Source organism: Rhizobacter sp., from assembly GCF_032229685.1.
Lineage (GTDB): Bacteria > Pseudomonadota > Gammaproteobacteria > Burkholderiales > Burkholderiaceae_C > LMDS01.
Window position 1 is genome coordinate 89,203 of record NZ_JAVTWP010000045.1, and the last position, 16,866, is coordinate 106,068.

At 66.2% G+C, this 16,866-nt stretch carries 17 protein-coding genes; 3 read left to right on the forward strand and 14 right to left on the reverse strand.

Features of this window, described 5'->3' with window-relative positions; all coding sequences use genetic code 11:
• Positions 1 to 38 precede the first annotated feature (38 nt).
• From AC30PD_RS22425 to AC30PD_RS22480, 12 genes are all read right to left on the reverse strand, one after another.
• Positions 39 to 818: a glycosyltransferase family 2 protein gene (locus tag AC30PD_RS22425; RefSeq protein WP_489537921.1), complete on the reverse strand. Its 780-nt coding sequence runs from the start codon at positions 816 to 818 to the stop codon at positions 39 to 41.
• On the reverse strand, positions 815 to 1,546 hold the full coding sequence (locus AC30PD_RS22430) for a lysophospholipid acyltransferase family protein (RefSeq protein WP_489537922.1): 732 nt from the start codon (positions 1,544 to 1,546) through the stop codon (positions 815 to 817). The genes AC30PD_RS22425 and AC30PD_RS22430 overlap by 4 nt, the downstream gene beginning before the upstream one ends.
• 8 nt (positions 1,547 to 1,554) lie before the next feature.
• On the reverse strand, positions 1,555 to 2,448 hold the full coding sequence (locus tag AC30PD_RS22435; protein WP_489537923.1) for a MipA/OmpV family protein: 894 nt from the start codon (positions 2,446 to 2,448) through the stop codon (positions 1,555 to 1,557).
• Positions 2,445 to 3,431, reverse strand: a complete 987-nt coding sequence (locus AC30PD_RS22440) for a chorismate transformation FkbO/Hyg5 family protein (protein ID WP_489537924.1) — start codon at positions 3,429 to 3,431, stop codon at positions 2,445 to 2,447. Before AC30PD_RS22440 ends, AC30PD_RS22435 begins: the two co-directional genes overlap by 4 nt.
• 171 nt (positions 3,432 to 3,602) lie before the next feature.
• On the reverse strand, positions 3,603 to 4,319 hold the full coding sequence (locus AC30PD_RS22445) for an ABC transporter ATP-binding protein (RefSeq protein ID WP_489537925.1): 717 nt from the start codon (positions 4,317 to 4,319) through the stop codon (positions 3,603 to 3,605).
• A gap of 11 nt (positions 4,320 to 4,330) precedes the next feature.
• Positions 4,331 to 5,107: an ABC transporter ATP-binding protein gene (locus tag AC30PD_RS22450; RefSeq protein WP_489537926.1), complete on the reverse strand. Its 777-nt coding sequence runs from the start codon at positions 5,105 to 5,107 to the stop codon at positions 4,331 to 4,333.
• A gap of 13 nt (positions 5,108 to 5,120) precedes the next feature.
• The gene (locus AC30PD_RS22455; RefSeq protein WP_489537927.1) at positions 5,121 to 6,206 is read right to left on the reverse strand and encodes a branched-chain amino acid ABC transporter permease; all 1,086 of its coding nucleotides are present in this window, start codon (positions 6,204 to 6,206) and stop codon (positions 5,121 to 5,123) included.
• A gap of 15 nt (positions 6,207 to 6,221) precedes the next feature.
• Positions 6,222 to 7,145 (reverse strand): branched-chain amino acid ABC transporter permease, encoded by a 924-nt coding sequence (locus tag AC30PD_RS22460; RefSeq protein WP_489537928.1) that lies wholly within the window; start codon positions 7,143 to 7,145, stop codon positions 6,222 to 6,224.
• Positions 7,146 to 7,393: 248 nt separating this feature from the next.
• Entirely contained in the window at positions 7,394 to 8,704 is a 1,311-nt protein-coding gene (locus AC30PD_RS22465; RefSeq protein WP_489537929.1) for a replication-associated recombination protein A, read from the reverse strand.
• Between the two features lie 16 nt (positions 8,705 to 8,720).
• Positions 8,721 to 9,332 (reverse strand): outer membrane lipoprotein periplasmic chaperone LolA, encoded by a 612-nt coding sequence (gene lolA, locus AC30PD_RS22470; protein ID WP_489537930.1) that lies wholly within the window; start codon positions 9,330 to 9,332, stop codon positions 8,721 to 8,723.
• Positions 9,329 to 11,710, reverse strand: a complete 2,382-nt coding sequence (locus AC30PD_RS22475; protein WP_489537931.1) for a DNA translocase FtsK — start codon at positions 11,708 to 11,710, stop codon at positions 9,329 to 9,331. The genes lolA and AC30PD_RS22475 overlap by 4 nt, the downstream gene beginning before the upstream one ends.
• 61 nt (positions 11,711 to 11,771) lie before the next feature.
• Complete coding sequence (locus tag AC30PD_RS22480) at positions 11,772 to 12,437, reverse strand: Crp/Fnr family transcriptional regulator (protein ID WP_489537932.1); 666 nt, start codon at positions 12,435 to 12,437, stop codon at positions 11,772 to 11,774.
• Between the two features lie 201 nt (positions 12,438 to 12,638).
• Between AC30PD_RS22480 and trxB the strand changes: the two genes are divergently transcribed.
• From trxB to rpmG, 3 genes are all read left to right on the forward strand, one after another.
• Complete coding sequence (gene trxB / locus AC30PD_RS22485) at positions 12,639 to 13,589, forward strand: thioredoxin-disulfide reductase (RefSeq protein WP_489537933.1); 951 nt, start codon at positions 12,639 to 12,641, stop codon at positions 13,587 to 13,589.
• Between the two features lie 100 nt (positions 13,590 to 13,689).
• A complete protein-coding gene (rpmB, locus tag AC30PD_RS22490) occupies positions 13,690 to 13,923 on the forward strand; it encodes a 50S ribosomal protein L28 (RefSeq protein ID WP_489537934.1) in 234 nt (77 codons plus the stop codon).
• A gap of 16 nt (positions 13,924 to 13,939) precedes the next feature.
• The gene (rpmG, locus tag AC30PD_RS22495; RefSeq protein ID WP_056467528.1) at positions 13,940 to 14,107 is read left to right on the forward strand and encodes a 50S ribosomal protein L33; all 168 of its coding nucleotides are present in this window, start codon (positions 13,940 to 13,942) and stop codon (positions 14,105 to 14,107) included.
• A 118-nt stretch (positions 14,108 to 14,225) separates the two neighbouring features.
• Here the strand turns inward: rpmG and AC30PD_RS22500 are convergent, their stop codons facing one another.
• Both AC30PD_RS22500 and AC30PD_RS22505 read right to left on the reverse strand, forming a co-directional pair.
• Complete coding sequence (locus AC30PD_RS22500) at positions 14,226 to 15,449, reverse strand: DesA family fatty acid desaturase (protein WP_489537935.1); 1,224 nt, start codon at positions 15,447 to 15,449, stop codon at positions 14,226 to 14,228.
• A gap of 145 nt (positions 15,450 to 15,594) precedes the next feature.
• The gene (locus AC30PD_RS22505) at positions 15,595 to 16,854 is read right to left on the reverse strand and encodes an RsmB/NOP family class I SAM-dependent RNA methyltransferase (protein WP_489537936.1); all 1,260 of its coding nucleotides are present in this window, start codon (positions 16,852 to 16,854) and stop codon (positions 15,595 to 15,597) included.
• Positions 16,855 to 16,866 lie beyond the last annotated feature (12 nt).

A 16,866-nucleotide genomic window follows, 5' to 3' on the forward strand; every position in this document is an offset into this window, starting at 1 on the left:
CACGGTACACGAGCGCGCGTGGCGCTGCTGGCGCAGGGTCAGCGGTGCTGGAAAGGTGGCCGCCCGGTCAGGCGCCGGAACAGCAGCCACGGCAGGCGCAGAACGAACTCGAGCATCAGGCGCAAGTGCATCCATGTGAGCAGCACGTTGTCGCGGCCATAGCGGAAGTGCGAGACACCACCTTCATCGGCCGTCAGGTACTTCACCGGCGCGGCGAGGTTGAGCGGCGCCACACCGCGCCAGGCCAGTCGCACGACGGCTTCGGTGTCGAAGTCGAAACGGCGCATCCAGGGCTGGCGCCGCATCACGGCGATCAGCTCAGTGACCGGGTAGACACGAAAGCCGTAGAGCGAGTCGTCGATGCCGGCGCCCAGCGTCTCGAGGTTGGTCCACCAGTTCGAGACCTTGCGGCCGCGCACGCGCAGCAGCGGCGCCGAGGCATCGAACACCGGCCGGCCGAGCACCATCGAGTCGAGGTACTGCAACGAGGCTTGCATGAACGCGGGGATCAGGTCGGCCGGGTGCTGGCCGTCGGCGTCCATGGTCAGCGCGTGCGTGAAGCCGGCGTCACGTGCGGCCTGCAGGCCGTGCAGCACGGCCGCGCCCTTGCCGCTGTTGACTTCGAGCTCGATCAGCTTGAGGCCCGCGTCGCTGGCCGCGAGCTCGCGCACACCGGCCGCGCTGCCGTCGGTGCTGCCGTCGATCACGACCCACACAGGGCTCCATTGCGCACGCGCCGCGCGCACCGTCTTGAGCAGCGTGCTCCCGGTGTTGTAGCTGGGGATCAACACCAGGTGCGTGGTCGAGGCGGCCGTCATGTGCGGAGTTCTTCGGAGAAGTAGGTTTCGATGCGCTTGAGCAGCGCCATGTGGTCGGCTTCGGGCGCGAAGCGCTTGCCGAGGCGCACGCTGAACACGACCGGGAATTGCGGTGTGCGCCAGATCGGCCAGCCTTTGCCGAGGTACGGCGATTCACTCTCGATGATGACCGTCTGGATCGGCACCTGCGCCATGTGCGCCATCAGCGTCATGCCGGGGCGAAAAGGGTTGATCGGCGACGTGACGGTGCGCGTGCCTTCCGGGAACAGCACGAGCTGGCCGCCCGCCTGCAGGTTGCGCACCGCACTGCGGATCATGCCGCGCGGCGGGTCGTTGCGGATGTAGCGCGCCAGGCGTGCGCCGGCCCCGAGAAACGGGTTGTGCATGAGGCTCGCACGCATGATGCAGATGCCGCGCGGCACCCGCGCCACGACGAGCATCGCGTCGAGCAGGCTCGGGTGGTTGGCGGCGATGATCAGGCCGGCGTCTTCGTTCAGCACGTCGAGCGCTTCGTAGTCGATGCGCATCAACCCGAGCGCCTGCGCGCAGCTCCAGAAACCACGGTAGACCGACGAGATCGCCGCGCGCCCGACGATCACACCGTTCTCGCGCGAGAGCAGCGGGTACAGCACGATCGCGACCAGGCTCCACGTGAGCGACATCATCGCCAGGTGGGTCAGCAGCACGTAGAACATCACGCTGTGGACGAAGCGCCGCAAAAACCTCAAACGGCACCTCAGTTCGGGCTGTCGACGAGCTCGGACGACGTGTCCAGAATCCACGAGACACCGAAGCCCGCCGTAACACCCGACCTGCGCCGCACCAGCGGGCTGTCTTCGAAGACCGCGCCGCGCAGGTTGTCGTAACGCACGAAGGCACCGACCCACATGTTGCCGAAGCGGCGCGAGGTGGCGGCGATCGCGTCCCAGCCCGCATAGCCACCGCGCGCCTCGTAGGCCGCGCGCTGCGGCGTGGCATAGGCCGCGTCGACGCCGTAGTACTGGCGGTTGTAGCGGCGGTCGGCGAACTGCGGGCCGACCAGCAAGCCCACGTTCCAGCCGCCGGCAAACGTGGCGAGGTCGAGGTTCAGGTGCGGCGAGAACGTGGCGCCCACCGACTTGGGCGAACGTTGCAGCGTGATCGCCGCCCGCAGCGGCAGGCGAAGGTCGAGCCGCGGTTTCTGGTCGGCCGTGCCGAGCAGCGTGATGTTGACGTTGGGGCCGATCTCGAACGTGCCGGGCAGGTTGGGCATGCCTTCGCGTGCTTCATTGCCGCGGCTGCGTGCGGGGGTGGAGGCGGCCACGCTCAGGTCGACCTTCACGCGTTGCGATTCGAGGAGCAAGGCGCGTGTGCCGTCGCGGTCGGACTTCAGGAAGGTGCCGCGGTACACCACATAGGGCAAGGGCAACAGGTAGACGCTGCTCTGGTCAGAACCGCGGTAGTCGGGCTGGCTCAGGCCGGCCACGCCGACACCGAGCTCCCAGAGCGGGCGCTTGACGCTGGTGGCGGTCTCCGTGGCGGGTTTCGGAACCTGCAGGCCGACCTGCGGCGGCTCGCCCGGTTCAGCGGCGCCCGCGTTCCCGAAAGCCAGCGCTGCGAGTGCCGCGGCCACGCACGACAGCAGCTTCAAACCGGCGACTCCTGGTTCACGAAGGCATGGGCTTCGATCTCGACCAGCAGTTCGGCGCGGCAGATGTCGGCCTGCAGATAGACGGCTTCGCGCGCAGCCGCGCTGTGCGCGCCGACGTGACGCTCGAAGACCTCGCGCACCGTGGTGAGGTCTTGGCGGTGCCGCACGTAGACCGTGTAGAACATGTCGGCGGCATCGAACGCCGAGCCGGCACGCAAGGCGGCCACCCCGCGCACGGCGGCCATGTTGGCCAGGCTCTCTTCTGTCTGCCGGCGCACGTCGCCGATGTGCAGCGTGGTGTGACCGACGATGCTGGCGGTGCCCGAGATGAACAGCGCCTGGCGGCCCGCGCCGACCGCGGCGAGCGCGGCGCGCGAGAACGTGGGGCTGCGCGCACCGTAGGTCGCCGGGTAGCGGTAGGCGCTGATCTGGCGCGGGTTCTCGATCGCCAGCGGCGCCTGCCGCCCGGCCAGGAAAAACACCCGCAGCGGCCCTTCGGCCGTGCCGAGCGCGCAGGCGGCCGGCGTGCCGTCGAACGCACTGCGGCGCGCGTCGATGAAGGCCTGCTGACGTCCGGCGTTGAAGTGGCGATAACGTTCCACGCCGTCGTGATCGGGCGCGTTGATGTGGGCGATGTAGTTCCACAGGCGCAGCAGGTGCGGGCAATCGCTCGCGGCGAGCACCTCGAACAGGTCGGCATAGGCTTGGCGCGCCGCGGCGTGCAGCCCGCCGCTGGCCGTGGCGTCGTCGATCTGTGCGTAACCGTGCAGCCACTGCCCGTCGCTCGCGAACTGCACGCAGCCATGGCCTTGTGCGTGGGCAACGGTGCCTGCTGACCAGAGATCGGCCACGGCGCCGCCGGGTGCGAGCAGGTCGTGTTCGAACAGACCCGTGCCGGGGCCCACCCGGCGCCCGCCGAGCACGTGCGGCGGCTCGGTGTCACCCGCCTGCACACGGTGAAACACCAGCGGCGCGAGAGACACGGGGACAGGGGTTTGCAGTTCGATCGTCACAGGGCCGGCGCCGAGACATCAACGGGGCGACAGTCGCCTCGGAAAGCGCGGTCGTGAAAGAGGTTCGCAGGCTGATTCATGGCGGGCGAATTGTATCGCCCGCCCTCGGCGTGACCGGGCGCCCGCCGCCGGGCGAAACCTTCACTCGCCGAGGTAGGCGGCGCGCACCTTCGGGTCGTTGAGCAAAGCCTTGGCCTCGCCGCTCATCGTCACTTCGCCCGAGTCCATCACGTAGCCACGCGAAGCCAGCTGCAAGGCGCGGCTCGCGTTCTGCTCGACCAGCAGCACGGTCGTTCCGCGGCTGTGGATGTCATTCACCACCTCGAAGATCTTGTCGACCATGATCGGGCTCAGGCCCATCGACGGCTCGTCGAGCAGCAGCACCTTGGGCTGCGCCATCAGCGCGCGGCCCATCGCCAGCATTTGCTGTTCGCCGCCGCTCATGGTGCCGGCGAGTTGGTTGCGGCGCTCTTTGAGGCGCGGGAAGATCGTGAACACCTTTTCGATGTCGACCGCGATCTGCGCGTCGTCGTTGCGCACGAAGGCGCCCATTTGCAGGTTCTCGGTGATCGTCATGCGGGTGAAGGTGCCGCGGCCTTCGGGCACCATGATCAGGCCCTGCTTGACCAGGTCCCAGGGGCCCTGGCCCTTGATCGACTTGCCGAGGTATTCGATGTCGCCCGCCGCCGCCGGCTGCAGGCCGGTGACGGCCTTCAGCGTGGTCGACTTGCCGGCACCGTTGGCGCCGATCAGGCTGACGAGTTCACCTTCGTGGACTTCGAAAGAAACACCCTTGACCGCCTGGATGCCGCCATAGGCGACCTTCAGGCTGGTGACCTTGAGCAATGTGTTGGCCATGTCGTGCGCCCTCAGTGATTCTTGTGGTCGGCGCCGAGGTAGGCCTCGATCACCTTCTCGTTCTTCTGCACTTCGGAGGCGGTGCCTTCGGCGATCTGCTTGCCGTAGTCGAGCACGGTCAGGCGGTCGCACAGGCCCATCACGAGCTTCACGTCGTGCTCGATCAACAGGATCGTGCGGCCGTCTTTTCTGATCTGGTCGATCAGTTCGCGCAGCACCACCTTCTCGCTCGCGTTCATGCCGGCCGCCGGTTCGTCGAGCGCGATCAGCTTCGGGTCGGTGGCCAGGGCGCGCGCGATCTCGAGGCGGCGCTGGTCACCGTAGCTCAGCGTGCGTGCCTTGTAGTGCGCGAAGCGGCCGATGCCCACGTAGTCGAGCAGCTCCTGCGCGCGCGCGGCGATCGCGGCTTCTTCGGCCTTGAAGGTCTTGGTGCGGAACACCGCGCCGATCAGGCCCGATTCGGTGCGCACGTGGCGCCCCACCATCACGTTCTCGAGCGCCGTCATCTCGGCGAACAGGCGGATGTTCTGGAAGGTGCGCGCGATGCCGGCCTTCGCCACCTCGTGCACCGCCGTCGGCTTGTAGGGCTTGCCGCCGAGTTCGAACGAGCCTGAGTCGGGCGTGTACAGGCCGGTGAGCACGTTGAAGAAGGTGGTCTTGCCGGCGCCGTTCGGGCCAATCAGGCCGTAGACCTGACCTTTCATGATGGTGATGCCGACTTCGGACAGCGCCTGCAGCCCGCCGAAGCGCTTGGAGACACCGCCGACCTTGAGGATGGTTTCGCTCATGGTGTGCTCCCGGTCACTTCGAAGGGGCCATGGGCGCGGCCTTGCCGTGCTCGGGCGCCGGCCACAAGCCGCGTGGTCGCGACAGCATGATGCCGATCATCGCCAAGGCAATCAGCAACTGGCGCAGGATCGAGGCGTCGAGACGGCCGCCCGTCATCTGCTGAAGCGGGCCAGCCACGTACCTCAGCACCTCGGGCAGCGCCGACAGCAGCAGGGCCCCGACGATCACGCCGGGCAGGTGGCCGATGCCGCCGAGCACGACCATCGCGACGATCATCACCGACTCTTGCAGGCTGAACGACTCGGGCGAAATGAAGCCCTGGAAGGTGGCGAACATCGCACCCGACACACCGCCGAACGTGGCGCCCATGCCGAAGGCCAGCAGCTTCAGGTTGCGGGTGTTGATGCCCATCGCCTTGGCGGCGATCTCGTCTTCGCGGATCGCCATCCAGGCGCGGCCGATGCGGCTGCGCTCGAGGCGGTAGCACACCACGATCGCGATCAGCACCAGCACCAGGAACAGGTAGTAGTAGTTCGTGACCTTCGGGAACTCCATGCCGAACAGTTCCTGGGTCTTGCCGAAGTGCACGCCGAACATCGAGATGTCGTCGATCTGCGCGATGCCTTTCGGGCCGTTGGTGATGTTGACCGGCGCGTCGAGGTTGTTCATGAACACGCGCACGATTTCGCCGAAACCGAGCGTGACGATGGCGAGGTAGTCGCCGCGCAGCTTCAGCGTGGGGGCACCGAGCAGCATGCCGGCCAGGCCCGCCAGCACCGCGCCGAGCGGGATCACCACCCACCACGGCGTGTGCAGGCCGTTCGGGAACATGGCCGCGATGGCGGGGAAGGCATCGGTCAGCTGCGGAGACGCGAGCAGGCCGAACATGTAGGCGCCGACCGCGTAGAAGGCGACGTAGCCCAGGTCGAGCAGACCGGCATAACCGACCACGATGTTCAGGCCGAGCGCCAGCAGCACGTAGAGCAGCGCGATGTCGATGATGCGCACCCAGGCGTTGCCGAACTGCTGCGCGATCAGCGGCAGGATCAGCAGGCCGACGCCGATGAGCAGGTATTGAACGAGCTTGTTGGTCTTCATGGTGTGGGCTCCTGGTCAGGCGCGGTCAGCGACACGCTCGCCGAGCAGGCCTTGCGGGCGCAGCGTCAGCACGAGAATGAGCACGATGAACGCGAAGATGTCCTGGTAGTTGCTGCCCAGCACACCGCCGGTGAGCACGCCGATGTAACCCGCGCCGAGCGACTCGATCAGCCCGAGCAGCACACCGCCGACCATCGCTCCGGCGAGGTTGCCGATGCCGCCGAACACCGCCGCCGTGAACGCCTTCAGCCCCGGCAGGAAACCCATGGTGTGTTGCACCGAACCGTAGTTGGCCGCGTACATCACGCCGGCCAGCGCGGCGAGCGCGGCACCGATGACGAAGGTGGCCGAGATCACCGTGTCGGGCCGCACGCCCATCAGGCCGGCGACACGCGGGTTCTCGGCGGTGGCGCGCATCGCGCGGCCGAGCTTGGTGCGGTTGACCAGGTACATCAGACCCGTGAGCGTGATCGCGGTGACCGTCAGGATCATGATCTGCACGTTGTTGATCACCGCCCCGCCGATGTGGTACGGCTCGCTCGGCAGCAGGATCGGGTACGACTTGTAGGTCGGCTCCCAGATGATCATCGCCAGCGTCTGCAGCAAGAGGCTCATGCCCATCGCGGTGATCAGCGGCGCGAGCCGGGGTGCGTTGCGCAGCGGCCGGTAGGCGATCTTCTCGATCGAGTAGTTGAGCACCGAGCAGACCACGATGGCGGCGACCAGCGAGATCAGCAGCAGCAGCCAGCCGGGCAGGCCCAGGCCTGCCAGGGAGACGACGACGGTCCAGCTCGTCAGAGCCCCGACCATCAACACTTCACCATGCGCGAAGTTGATGAGGTTGATGATGCCGTAGACCATCGTGTAGCCCAGTGCCACCAGCGCATACACGCTGCCGAGCACCAGACCGTTGATGATCTGCTGGATGAAGGTGTCCATTCCTGACTCTCCTGCGTTGTCAACCCGGGCCGCCGCTGAAGCGACGTGGCTTCAGACGAAACCCGGTCTCGCCGACCCTTGGGCACCTGCCTTGTTGCGGGGTCCATGCCGTGTCTGTTGCCGGTAGCAATATTCCGGCCACGGTCTCGAAACGCCGGGGCCGGCCGGCATGACCGCCGCCCCGAGCGCAGCGAATTCTAGGTTCGCCATTCTGCGCGCCCGCCTCAGACTTTCCCGGGGCTTGACCTTCAGCGCGGCTTCTGCGCGGCGTCGTTCAAACGCTTGAGTTCGGCGAGCTTTTCGCTGATACGGATTTCCAGGCCTCGATCCACGGGGCGGTAGAACTGCGGCGCTTCCATACCGTCGGGCCAGTAGCTTTCGCCGGCGGCGAAGCCGCCCTCCTCGTCGTGGGCGTATCGGTAGCCTTTGCCGTAGTCGAGCGTCTTCATCAGCGAAGTGGGTGCATTGCGCAGACGCAAGGGCACCGGCCGCGTGCCGTCTTGTGCGATGAAGGCCTTGGCTGCCTTGTAGGCCGTGTAGACGGCGTTGCTCTTGGCCGCCACAGCGAGGTAGACCACCGCCTGCGCGAGCGCGAGTTCACCTTCCGGCGAACCGAGGCGCTCGTAGGTTTCGGCAGCGTCGAGCGTCATGCGCAGCGCGCGCGGGTCGGCCAGGCCGATGTCTTCGCTGGCCATGCGCACGAGCCGGCGCGCCGCATACCGCGGGTCGACACCCCCGTCGAGCATGCGCACGAACCAGTACAGCGCGGCGTCGGGGTCGCTGCCCCGCACCGCCTTGTGCAAGGCCGAGATGGTGTCGTAGAACTGCTCGCCACCCTTGTCGTAGCGGCGCAGTTGTTCGCCGAGCGACTTTTCGAGCAAGGCTTCGTCGATGAGCGCCACACCACCGGCCATGCTGACCAGGTTGTCGAAGGCATTGAGCAAGCGCCGCGCGTCGCCGTCGGCATACGCGATCAGGCGGTCGCGCGCTGCGTTGCTGAACGCGGGCGCTTCGAGCAAGGCCGCGGCGCGGGACAGCAATTCGCCCAGATCGGCGGCTTCGAGCGGCTTGAGCACGTGCACGGTCGCGCGCGACAACAGGGCCGAGTTGACCTCGAACGATGGGTTCTCGGTGGTCGCGCCAATGAAGGTGAAGAGGCCCGATTCGACGTGCGGCAGAAAGGCGTCTTGCTGCGCCTTGTTGAAGCGGTGCACCTCATCGACGAACACCACCGTGCGCCGCCCGCTCGCGCGCACCACCTGCGCGCGCTCGACCGCTTCGCGGATGTCTTTCACGCCGCCAAGCACCGCCGAGATCGCGATGAACTGCGCGTCGAAACCCTGCGCCACCAACAAGGCCAGCGTGGTCTTGCCCACGCCCGGCGGGCCCCACAGGATCATCGAATGCAGCCGGCCCGATTCAAACGCGGTGCGCAAGGGCTTGCCGGGGCCGAGCAGGTGCTGCTGGCCGATCACTTCGTCGAGCGTCTTCGGGCGCAGGCGTTCGGCCAGCGGCGCGTGGCCCGGGGCCTGATCGAGCGGCAGGGGCAGCGAACTCATCGCGCGCGACGCCGCCCTACTGCTCGATCACATCGGCACCGGCCGGCGGCGTGAAGCGGAAGGTGTCGGCGGGCAAGTTCACGCCCGCGGCGAACTGGCTGAACAACAACAACGAACGCTGGTCGAAAGCGTCGACGATCTCGACCGCCGCCAGGTCTTTGCCACGAAAGCCGACCTGCACCGACTTGAACGCGCCGTCCTTGGCCTTCGGCGTGGCCTGCGCCCATTCGAGCCCGTCTTTCGCGGGCAGGGCCGAGAGCGAAAAGTCCTTGTCGAGCGAACCACCGGCGAGCAAGGCGGCCGGTGTGGCGCCGAGCGCAGAAGAAAACTTGCGCGAACTGGCCTGGTTAAGGTCGGCGTCGAAGATCCACACCTTCTGGCCATCGGCCACGATGACCTGTTCGAAGGGCTTGGCGTACGCGAAGCGGAAACGGTTCGGGCGCGAGAACTCGAAGCTGCCGCTCGAGGTCTTCTTCTTGGCACCGTCGGGCGAGGTGACGGTCTGCGTGAACTGCGCGCGGCCGGTCTTCACGTCGCGAATGAACTCGCGCAGCGTGTCGACGGCGTCAGCGTGTGCGGCGAATGAGGCCAGCATGAACAGCAACGCGGCGAAAAGGCTCTTCTTCATTCGGATCGGGCAGGCACGATGATGTCGCGGTTGCCGTTGGTGGACATGCTCGATACGAGCCCGGATTTCTCCATTTGTTCCAGCAGGCGCGCCGCGCGGTTGTAGCCGATGCGCAAATGGCGCTGCACCAGCGAGATCGACGCGCGCTTGTGCTGCAGCACGATGGCCACGGCCTGGTCGTACATCGCGTCGCCTTCGCCGCCACCCATCACGCCGCCTTCGCCGGTCAACACATCGCCGCCTTCGCCGTCGATCGTGCCACCTTCGAGAATGCCTTCGATGTAGTTCGGCTCGCCCTGGCTCTTGAGGTAGCTGACGACACGGTGCACTTCTTCGTCGCTGACGAAAGCGCCGTGCACCCGCACCGGAAAGCCCGTGCCCGAAGGCATGTAGAGCATGTCGCCCATGCCCAGCAGCGCTTCGGCGCCCATCTGGTCGAGGATGGTGCGCGAATCGATCTTGCTGCTGACCTGGAACGACAAGCGCGTCGGGATGTTGGCCTTGATCAGCCCGGTGATCACGTCGACGCTTGGCCGCTGCGTGGCCAGGATCAGGTGGATGCCGGAAGCACGCGCCTTCTGCGCCAGCCGCGCGATCAGCTCTTCGATCTTCTTGCCGATGACCATCATCAGGTCGGCGAGTTCGTCGATCACGATCACGATGAAGGGCAGGCGCTCCAGCGGTTCGGGTTCGTCGGGCGTGAGGCTGAAGGGGTTGGGAATCAACTCGCCGCGTTCTTTCGCGTCGTCGATTTTCTTGTTGTAGCTGGCGAGGCCGCGCACGCCCATCTTGCTCATCAGCTTGTAGCGGCGCTCCATTTCGCCCACGCCCCAGTTGAGCGCGTTGGCGGCCTGCTTCATGTCGGTGACGACCGGGCACAACAGGTGCGGAATGCCTTCGTAGACGCTCATCTCGAGCATCTTCGGGTCGATGAGGATCAGCCGCACATCGCGCGCTTCAGCCTTGTAGAGCAGGCTCAGGATCATCGCGTTGATGCCGACCGACTTGCCCGAGCCGGTGGTGCCGGCCACCAGGCAATGCGGCATCTTGCCGAGGTCGGCGACGACCGGGTTGCCGACGATGTCCTTCCCCAACCCCATGGTGAGCTGGGAGGCCGCGTCGTTGTACACCTGCGAGCCGAGGATCTCCGAGAGGCGGATCATCTGGCGCTTGGCGTTGGGCAGCTCCAGCGCCATCGTCGTCTTGCCGGGAATGGTCTCGACGACGCGGATGCTGATCAGGCTGAGCGAACGCGCCAGGTCTTTCGACAGGTTCAGCACCTGCGAGCCCTTCACGCCCGTGGCGGGCTCGATCTCGTAGCGTGTGATCACCGGGCCGGGCGAGGCCGCGACCACGCGCACTTCGACGCCGAAGTCTTTCAGCTTCTTCTCGATCAGCCGCGAGGTCATCTCGAGCGTTTCGGGCGCGACGCTCTCCATGCGGCCGGGCGCGGCATCGAGCAGGTCGACCTGCGGGAGCTTGGTGTCGGCGAGTTCGACGAACAGCGGCTTCTGCCGTTCCTTCACGACCCTCGCGCTCGGCGGCACCTCGATCACCGGCGCTTCGATCACGATCGGCAGGTGGTCTTCGTGCAACTGGTGTTCCACATCGACGACGAGTTCGCGCTCTCGAAGGGCCTTCTCGCCAGCGCGCACGTCTTCGGCGCGCTCGATGCGCTCGACACGTCGTTCGCGCAGAGATTCGACCCAGGCACCGATGCCCTCGGCCGCACGCAGCCAGGAAAACCGCAGCGCCAGTGAAATGCCGGCGACCAGCGCCGCGATCCACAACACGCCCGAACCGGCGAAGCCGAGCACGTGCTGGCTCAGCTTGCCGAGCGAATAACCGACCACGCCGCCGGCGTTGCCCCCGGCGACACGCGCTTCCCATTGGTAAAGGCGCGTCCATTCGAGCGACGCGCTGGCAGCGAGCAACAAGCCGAGCCCGAGCCAGAACAACCACACCGGATGGCGCGCCGGCGCCGCGCCAGGCGGGAAAGCCACGTCGCCACGCAACACGCGGGCGAGCGCGCCCAGCCAGGTGCGCAGCGCCACCAGCACGGCCCACCAGGCCGAGTAGCCGAAGATGAAATACGCCAGATCGGAGAACCAGGCACCAGCCACGCCGGCCTTGTTGGCAAGCGGCGCGCCGGTGCCGGAGGTCGAGAAGGCCGGGTCGGCCGCGCTGTGCGTGGCCAGGGCCAGCACCGCCAGCAGCCACAGCACGCCGGTGGCCAGCAGCAGCAACTGTGCGCGCCACCCTGCGGCGTGGGGTGCCGCGCCTGCGGGTGCCGACGCATCGCGACTGTAGGAGCCGGCTTTTGCGGCAGCCGCAGAGGGGCCGCCTTCGGAACGGAGCGAGCCTAGGGGAAAGGTCATGGGCGGATTGTGGACGATCCGGTGGGCGCTTCGGCCCAGGCCCGCCGCACTGCCCGGAGCATCAGCCCGTGAGCTGTTCCTTGATGATCACCGAGCCGTTTTCCTGGGTTTCGATCATGCCGCGCTCTTCCAGGTCTTTCATGACCCGGCTGACCATCTCGCGCGACGCGCCCACGACCTTGGCCAGGTCTTGCCGCGAGACCTTGTTGCGGATGGTCTTGGTGTCGCCATCGGCCTCGGCCATGTCGAGCAGGGTGCGGGCCACGCGGCCGTAGACGTCGAGCAGGGCCAGCGATTCGATCTGGCGGTCGGCGCTGCGCAAGCGCTGCACCAGGCCACGCATGATCGCGTAAGACAGGCTGGAGTTCTCGGGCAGGCAGCGCGCGAACTCGGCGCGGCCGAGGATCAGCATGTCGGTCTGGACTTCGGCGCGCACGGTGGCCGAATGCGGTTCGTTGTCGATGAGGCTCATTTCGCCGACATAGTCACCCGGCTGCAGCACGGCCAGGATGACCTCGCGGCCACGCGAGTCGGCCGTCAGCACACGCGCCCGGCCGGTCAGCAGGATGAAAAGCGCGTTCGACTTCTTGTTGTGTTCCACCACGATCTCGCCACGCCTGAAGCGCCGTTTGACGACGCTGTCGGCAATGCCCTGCGCCTGGTCGTTGGTGAGTAACGAAAACAGCGGTACACGCCGGATCAGGTCGAGGTTGGAAAGCATGGCCATACGGGAACGCCTTTCGTGTTGTTGCTGTCAATGTGCCGCATCACCCTGTTGCGGCATTCTTCGGTAGAAGCTCACGTTTTTCAGATTTTCGCTATTGTGACGATTACGGGGCTGGGCGTCAGCCGGAATCAACCCCATGTCAGACTCTCGGCCCGGCATGTGTCGCGCACACGCCGAATCCAACCCTTCACACCCAGCCCCATGAGCTCAACTCCCCGCCACGCACAAGTCCTGATCCTCGGTTCGGGCCCGGCCGGCTACTCTGCCGCGGTGTACGCCGCCCGCGCCAACCTGAAGCCGCTATTGATCACCGGCATCGCGCAGGGTGGCCAATTGATGACCACGACCGACGTGGACAACTGGCCCGCCGATGTCGACGGCGTGCAAGGCCCCGAATTGATGCAACGCTTCCAGAAACACGCTGAGCGCTTCAACACCGAGATCGTCTTCGACCACATCAACACGGTCGACTTCAGCCGCCGCCCGTTCACGCTGAAAGGCGACTCGGGCAGCTACACCTGCGACGCATTGATCATCGCCACCGGCGCTTCGGCCAAGTACATCGGCTTGCCCTCGGAAGAAGCCTTCATGGGCCGAGGCGTGAGCGGCTGCGCGACCTGCGACGGCTTCTTCTACCGCGGGCAGGAAGTCTGCGTGGTGGGTGGTGGCAACACCGCCGTCGAAGAAGCGCTGTACCTCTCGAACATCGCGAGCAAGGTGCACGTGGTCCACCGCCGCGACAAGTTCCGCGCCGAAGCGATCCTGGTCGACAAGCTGCACGAGAAGGTCGCCGCCGGCAAGATGGAGCTGCACCTGTGGAGCACGCTCGACGAAGTGCTGGGCGACGCGTCGGGTGTGACCGGGGTGCGCTTGAAGAGCACGCAAGACAAAGGCACGTCGGAGATCAAGCTGACCGGTTGTTTCATCGCCATCGGCCACCAACCCAACACCGACATCTTCAAGGGCCAGCTGGAGATGAAGGACGGCTACATCGTCACCAAGAGCGGCCTGGCCGGCATGGCCACGATGACCAGCGTGCCGGGCGTCTTCGCCGCCGGCGACGTGCAGGACCACGTGTATCGCCAGGCCATCACGAGCGCCGGCACCGGATGCATGGCGGCGCTCGACGCGCAGCGCTTCCTGGAGCAGTAGGCAACGGCCCAAATCGGGCTATAATCGTCGTCTTTGCCGAAAACCGACGGCAACATTCATTTCGGCAATACTCATTTCGGCATATTTAGGGGAGTGCGTTATGGCACGCGTCTGTCAAGTCACGGGTAAGCGCCCGATGGTGGGGAACAATGTTTCCCACGCCAACAACAAAACGAAGCGCCGCTTCCTGCCCAACCTGCAGTACCGCCGCTTCTGGATCGAGGCCGAGAACCGCTGGGTGCGCCTGCGCATCACGAACGCCGCTCTGCGCCTGATCGACAAGGTGGGCATCGAGAAGGTCGTCGCCGACCTCCGTGCCCGCGGTGAAATCTGAACACTAGGAGCTGATCATGGCAAAAGGTGGACGCGAAAAGATCAAGCTGGAATCCAGCGCCGGGACCGGTCATTTCTACACGACCGACAAGAACAAGAAGACCACGCCCGAAAAGCTGGAAATGATCAAGTTCGATCCGAAGGCACGCAAGCACGTGACCTACAAGGAAACGAAGCTGAAGTAAGCGCCAGGCGCTTCAACGAAGAACCCGCCCGTGAGGCGGGTTTTTTGTTGCGCGAGAACTGAGAAGCAAAAGAAAAGGGGTCGCAAAGCGACCCCGCTGTCGTCAACCGCCGAAGGCGTTACGCGTGTGCGGCGCGCAGCTTGAGCGAAAACTCCTGCAGCGTTGCGATGCCGCTGTCTTCAGCCTTCTTGCACCACGCCTGCAGGTCGACCACCAGTTGCTCGGCCGACACATTGGTGCGCGTCCAGAGCTGGCGCAGTTCTTCGCGCATCGCCACCAGCTTGGCCAGACCCGGGCTGTGCTCGACGGCAGCGGCCACGCGCGCCTTCACGGCGGTGGGGATCTTGTCTTCGTCACGGTGCAGCCAGCGCTTGGCCAGCAGCATGTTCTCGAGCTTGGCAGCGCTTGCCGCGCCTTCGGCTTTCAGGCGCTGCGCTTCCGCGTGGCTTGCCTCGCGCAGGTTGCGCGCGTACTTGGCCATCACCTCGTAGCGGTTGGCGATGACCGCCTCGAGCGTCTTGTCGTCGGCCACGGGGCGAATGCTGCCCAGCTTGAGGGTCGGCGGCGTCTTGCGCACCTTGGCCAGGCCCATCATCTCGAGGGCGCGGATGTAACCCCAGCCGATGTCGAACTCGTACGGCTTGACCGAGAACTTGGCCGAGGTCGGGTAGGTATGGTGGTTGTTGTGCAGCTCTTCGCCGCCAATCACGATGCCCCACGGCGACACGTTGGTCGACGCATCGGGCGCTTCGAAGTTGCGGTAACCCCACCAGTGGCCCAGGCCATTGATGACGCCGGTGGCCATGATCGGGATCCACAGCATCTGCACCGCCCAGACGGTGAGGCCGATGGCGCCGAACAGGCCCAGGTCGATCAGCAGCATCACGCCCACGCCCTGCCAGCTGAAGCGGGTGTAGAGGTTGCGTTCGAGCCAGTCGTCGGGGGTGCCGAGGCCGTACTTGACCATGGTCTCCTTGACCTTCGACTCGGCGCGGTAGAGCTCCACGCCGGTCAGCAGCACGGTCTTGATGCCACGCGTCTGCGGGCTGTGCGGGTCTTCTTCGGTTTCGCACTTGGCGTGGTGCTTGCGGTGGATGGCCACGAATTCCTTCGTCACCATGCCGGTGGTCAGCCACAGCCAGGCGCGGAAGAAATGCGAGGGGATCGCGTGCAGGTCGAGCGCGCGGTGCGACTGGGCGCGGTGCAGGAAGATCGTGACAGAGGCGATCGTGATGTGGGTCATCACGAGGGTGACCAGCAGCACTTCCCACCAGGTCGTTTCGATCAAACCATGGGCCAGCAAGGCCACGGTGGCGTCCCAGACCGAGATCAACGAGTTCATGAGGTCCTTATGTCCGCGATGAAGTGCGGGTGACAGATTGTATGCGAGCGCTCCGCCTGGAAGCCCCGATTTACCGGGCTGGAGAAGGGCAAATTGAGGTATCGCAAACCGGGTCCCAATGCAGCTGGATCCGGTACTCCGCGCTTCAGAGCCGCTCCCACACCGCCGCGAAAAAGCCGTCGGTGCCGTGGCGGTGCGGCCACAAGCGCATGAAATCGCCGCGGACCAGCGATTCGGCGTCACCCACATGGGCGCGCGTCAAGGCTTCGAGCGCCGGCAACACCTGGAAATCACGCTCGTGTTCCGCCGTGAAATGGCGGGCGATCTCCTCGTTTTCAAGCTCGAGCAGGCTGCAGGTGGCATAGACGAGGCGGCCGCCCGGTTTCAGCAGACGCGCCGCGCTGGCCAGGATCGCCGCCTGCTTGACCCGCAGTTCCTCGACCGCCTGCGGCGTCTGGCGCCACTTCAGATCGGGGTTTCGGCGCAGCGTGCCCAGGCCCGAGCAGGGCGCGTCGACCAGCACCCGGTCGAGCTTGCCGGCCAGGCGCTTGATGCGATCGTCGCGCTCGTGCGCGATCTGCGCCGGGAACACGTTCGACAGGCCGCTGCGTGCCAGCCGCGGCTTGAGCGACGCGAGCCGGTGGCCCGAAGTGTCGAGTGCATACAAGCGCCCGGTGTTGCGCATCTCGGCGCCGAGCGCGAGGGTCTTGCCGCCGGCGCCGGCGCAGAAGTCCATCACCATCTCGCCACGCTTGGCGCCGAGCATCAGGGCGAGCAATTGGCTGCCTTCGTCCTGCACTTCCACATCGCCGCGCATGAACACGTCGAGCTTGTGCAGCGCGGGCTTGCCGTCGATGCGCAGGCCCAGCGGCGAATAAGGCGTCGGCAACGCTTCGATGCCTTCGGCCTTGAACGCGGCCTGCACCGCCTCGCGCTTGGCCTTGAAGGTATTCACACGCAAGTCGAGCGGCGCGGCCGCGCTCATGCTCTCGACCAGCGGCCAGAACTCGTCGCCGAGCGCGGGTTTCAGGATGTCGGCCAGCCACTCCGGCAGGTTGTGGCGCAGCTTTTCCGGCAGCGCCGAACGGTCGACCGCCGAGACCTGCTGCAGCCACTGCTGCTCGGTCTCGCTCAGGGCCGCACGCAGAAAACCGTCGTTGCCCTGCCAGGCCAGCGCCACGAGCCGGCGTTCGATCTCGCCTTTGCCCGACTGCGCCAGGTGCTGGAACAACGGGCGCTGGCGCAGCACGGCATAGGTGGTCTCGGCCAACGTGTGCCGCTCTCGGCTGCCCAAGGCGCGGTGCTGGCGAAAGAAGTCGGACACCACGCCATCGGCGGGGTGCTGCAGCTGCAACACGCGGTGCAGCAGTTCGGTGGCGAGTTCGAGCAAGGCGTTCGGGTGCATCGGCGGATTATC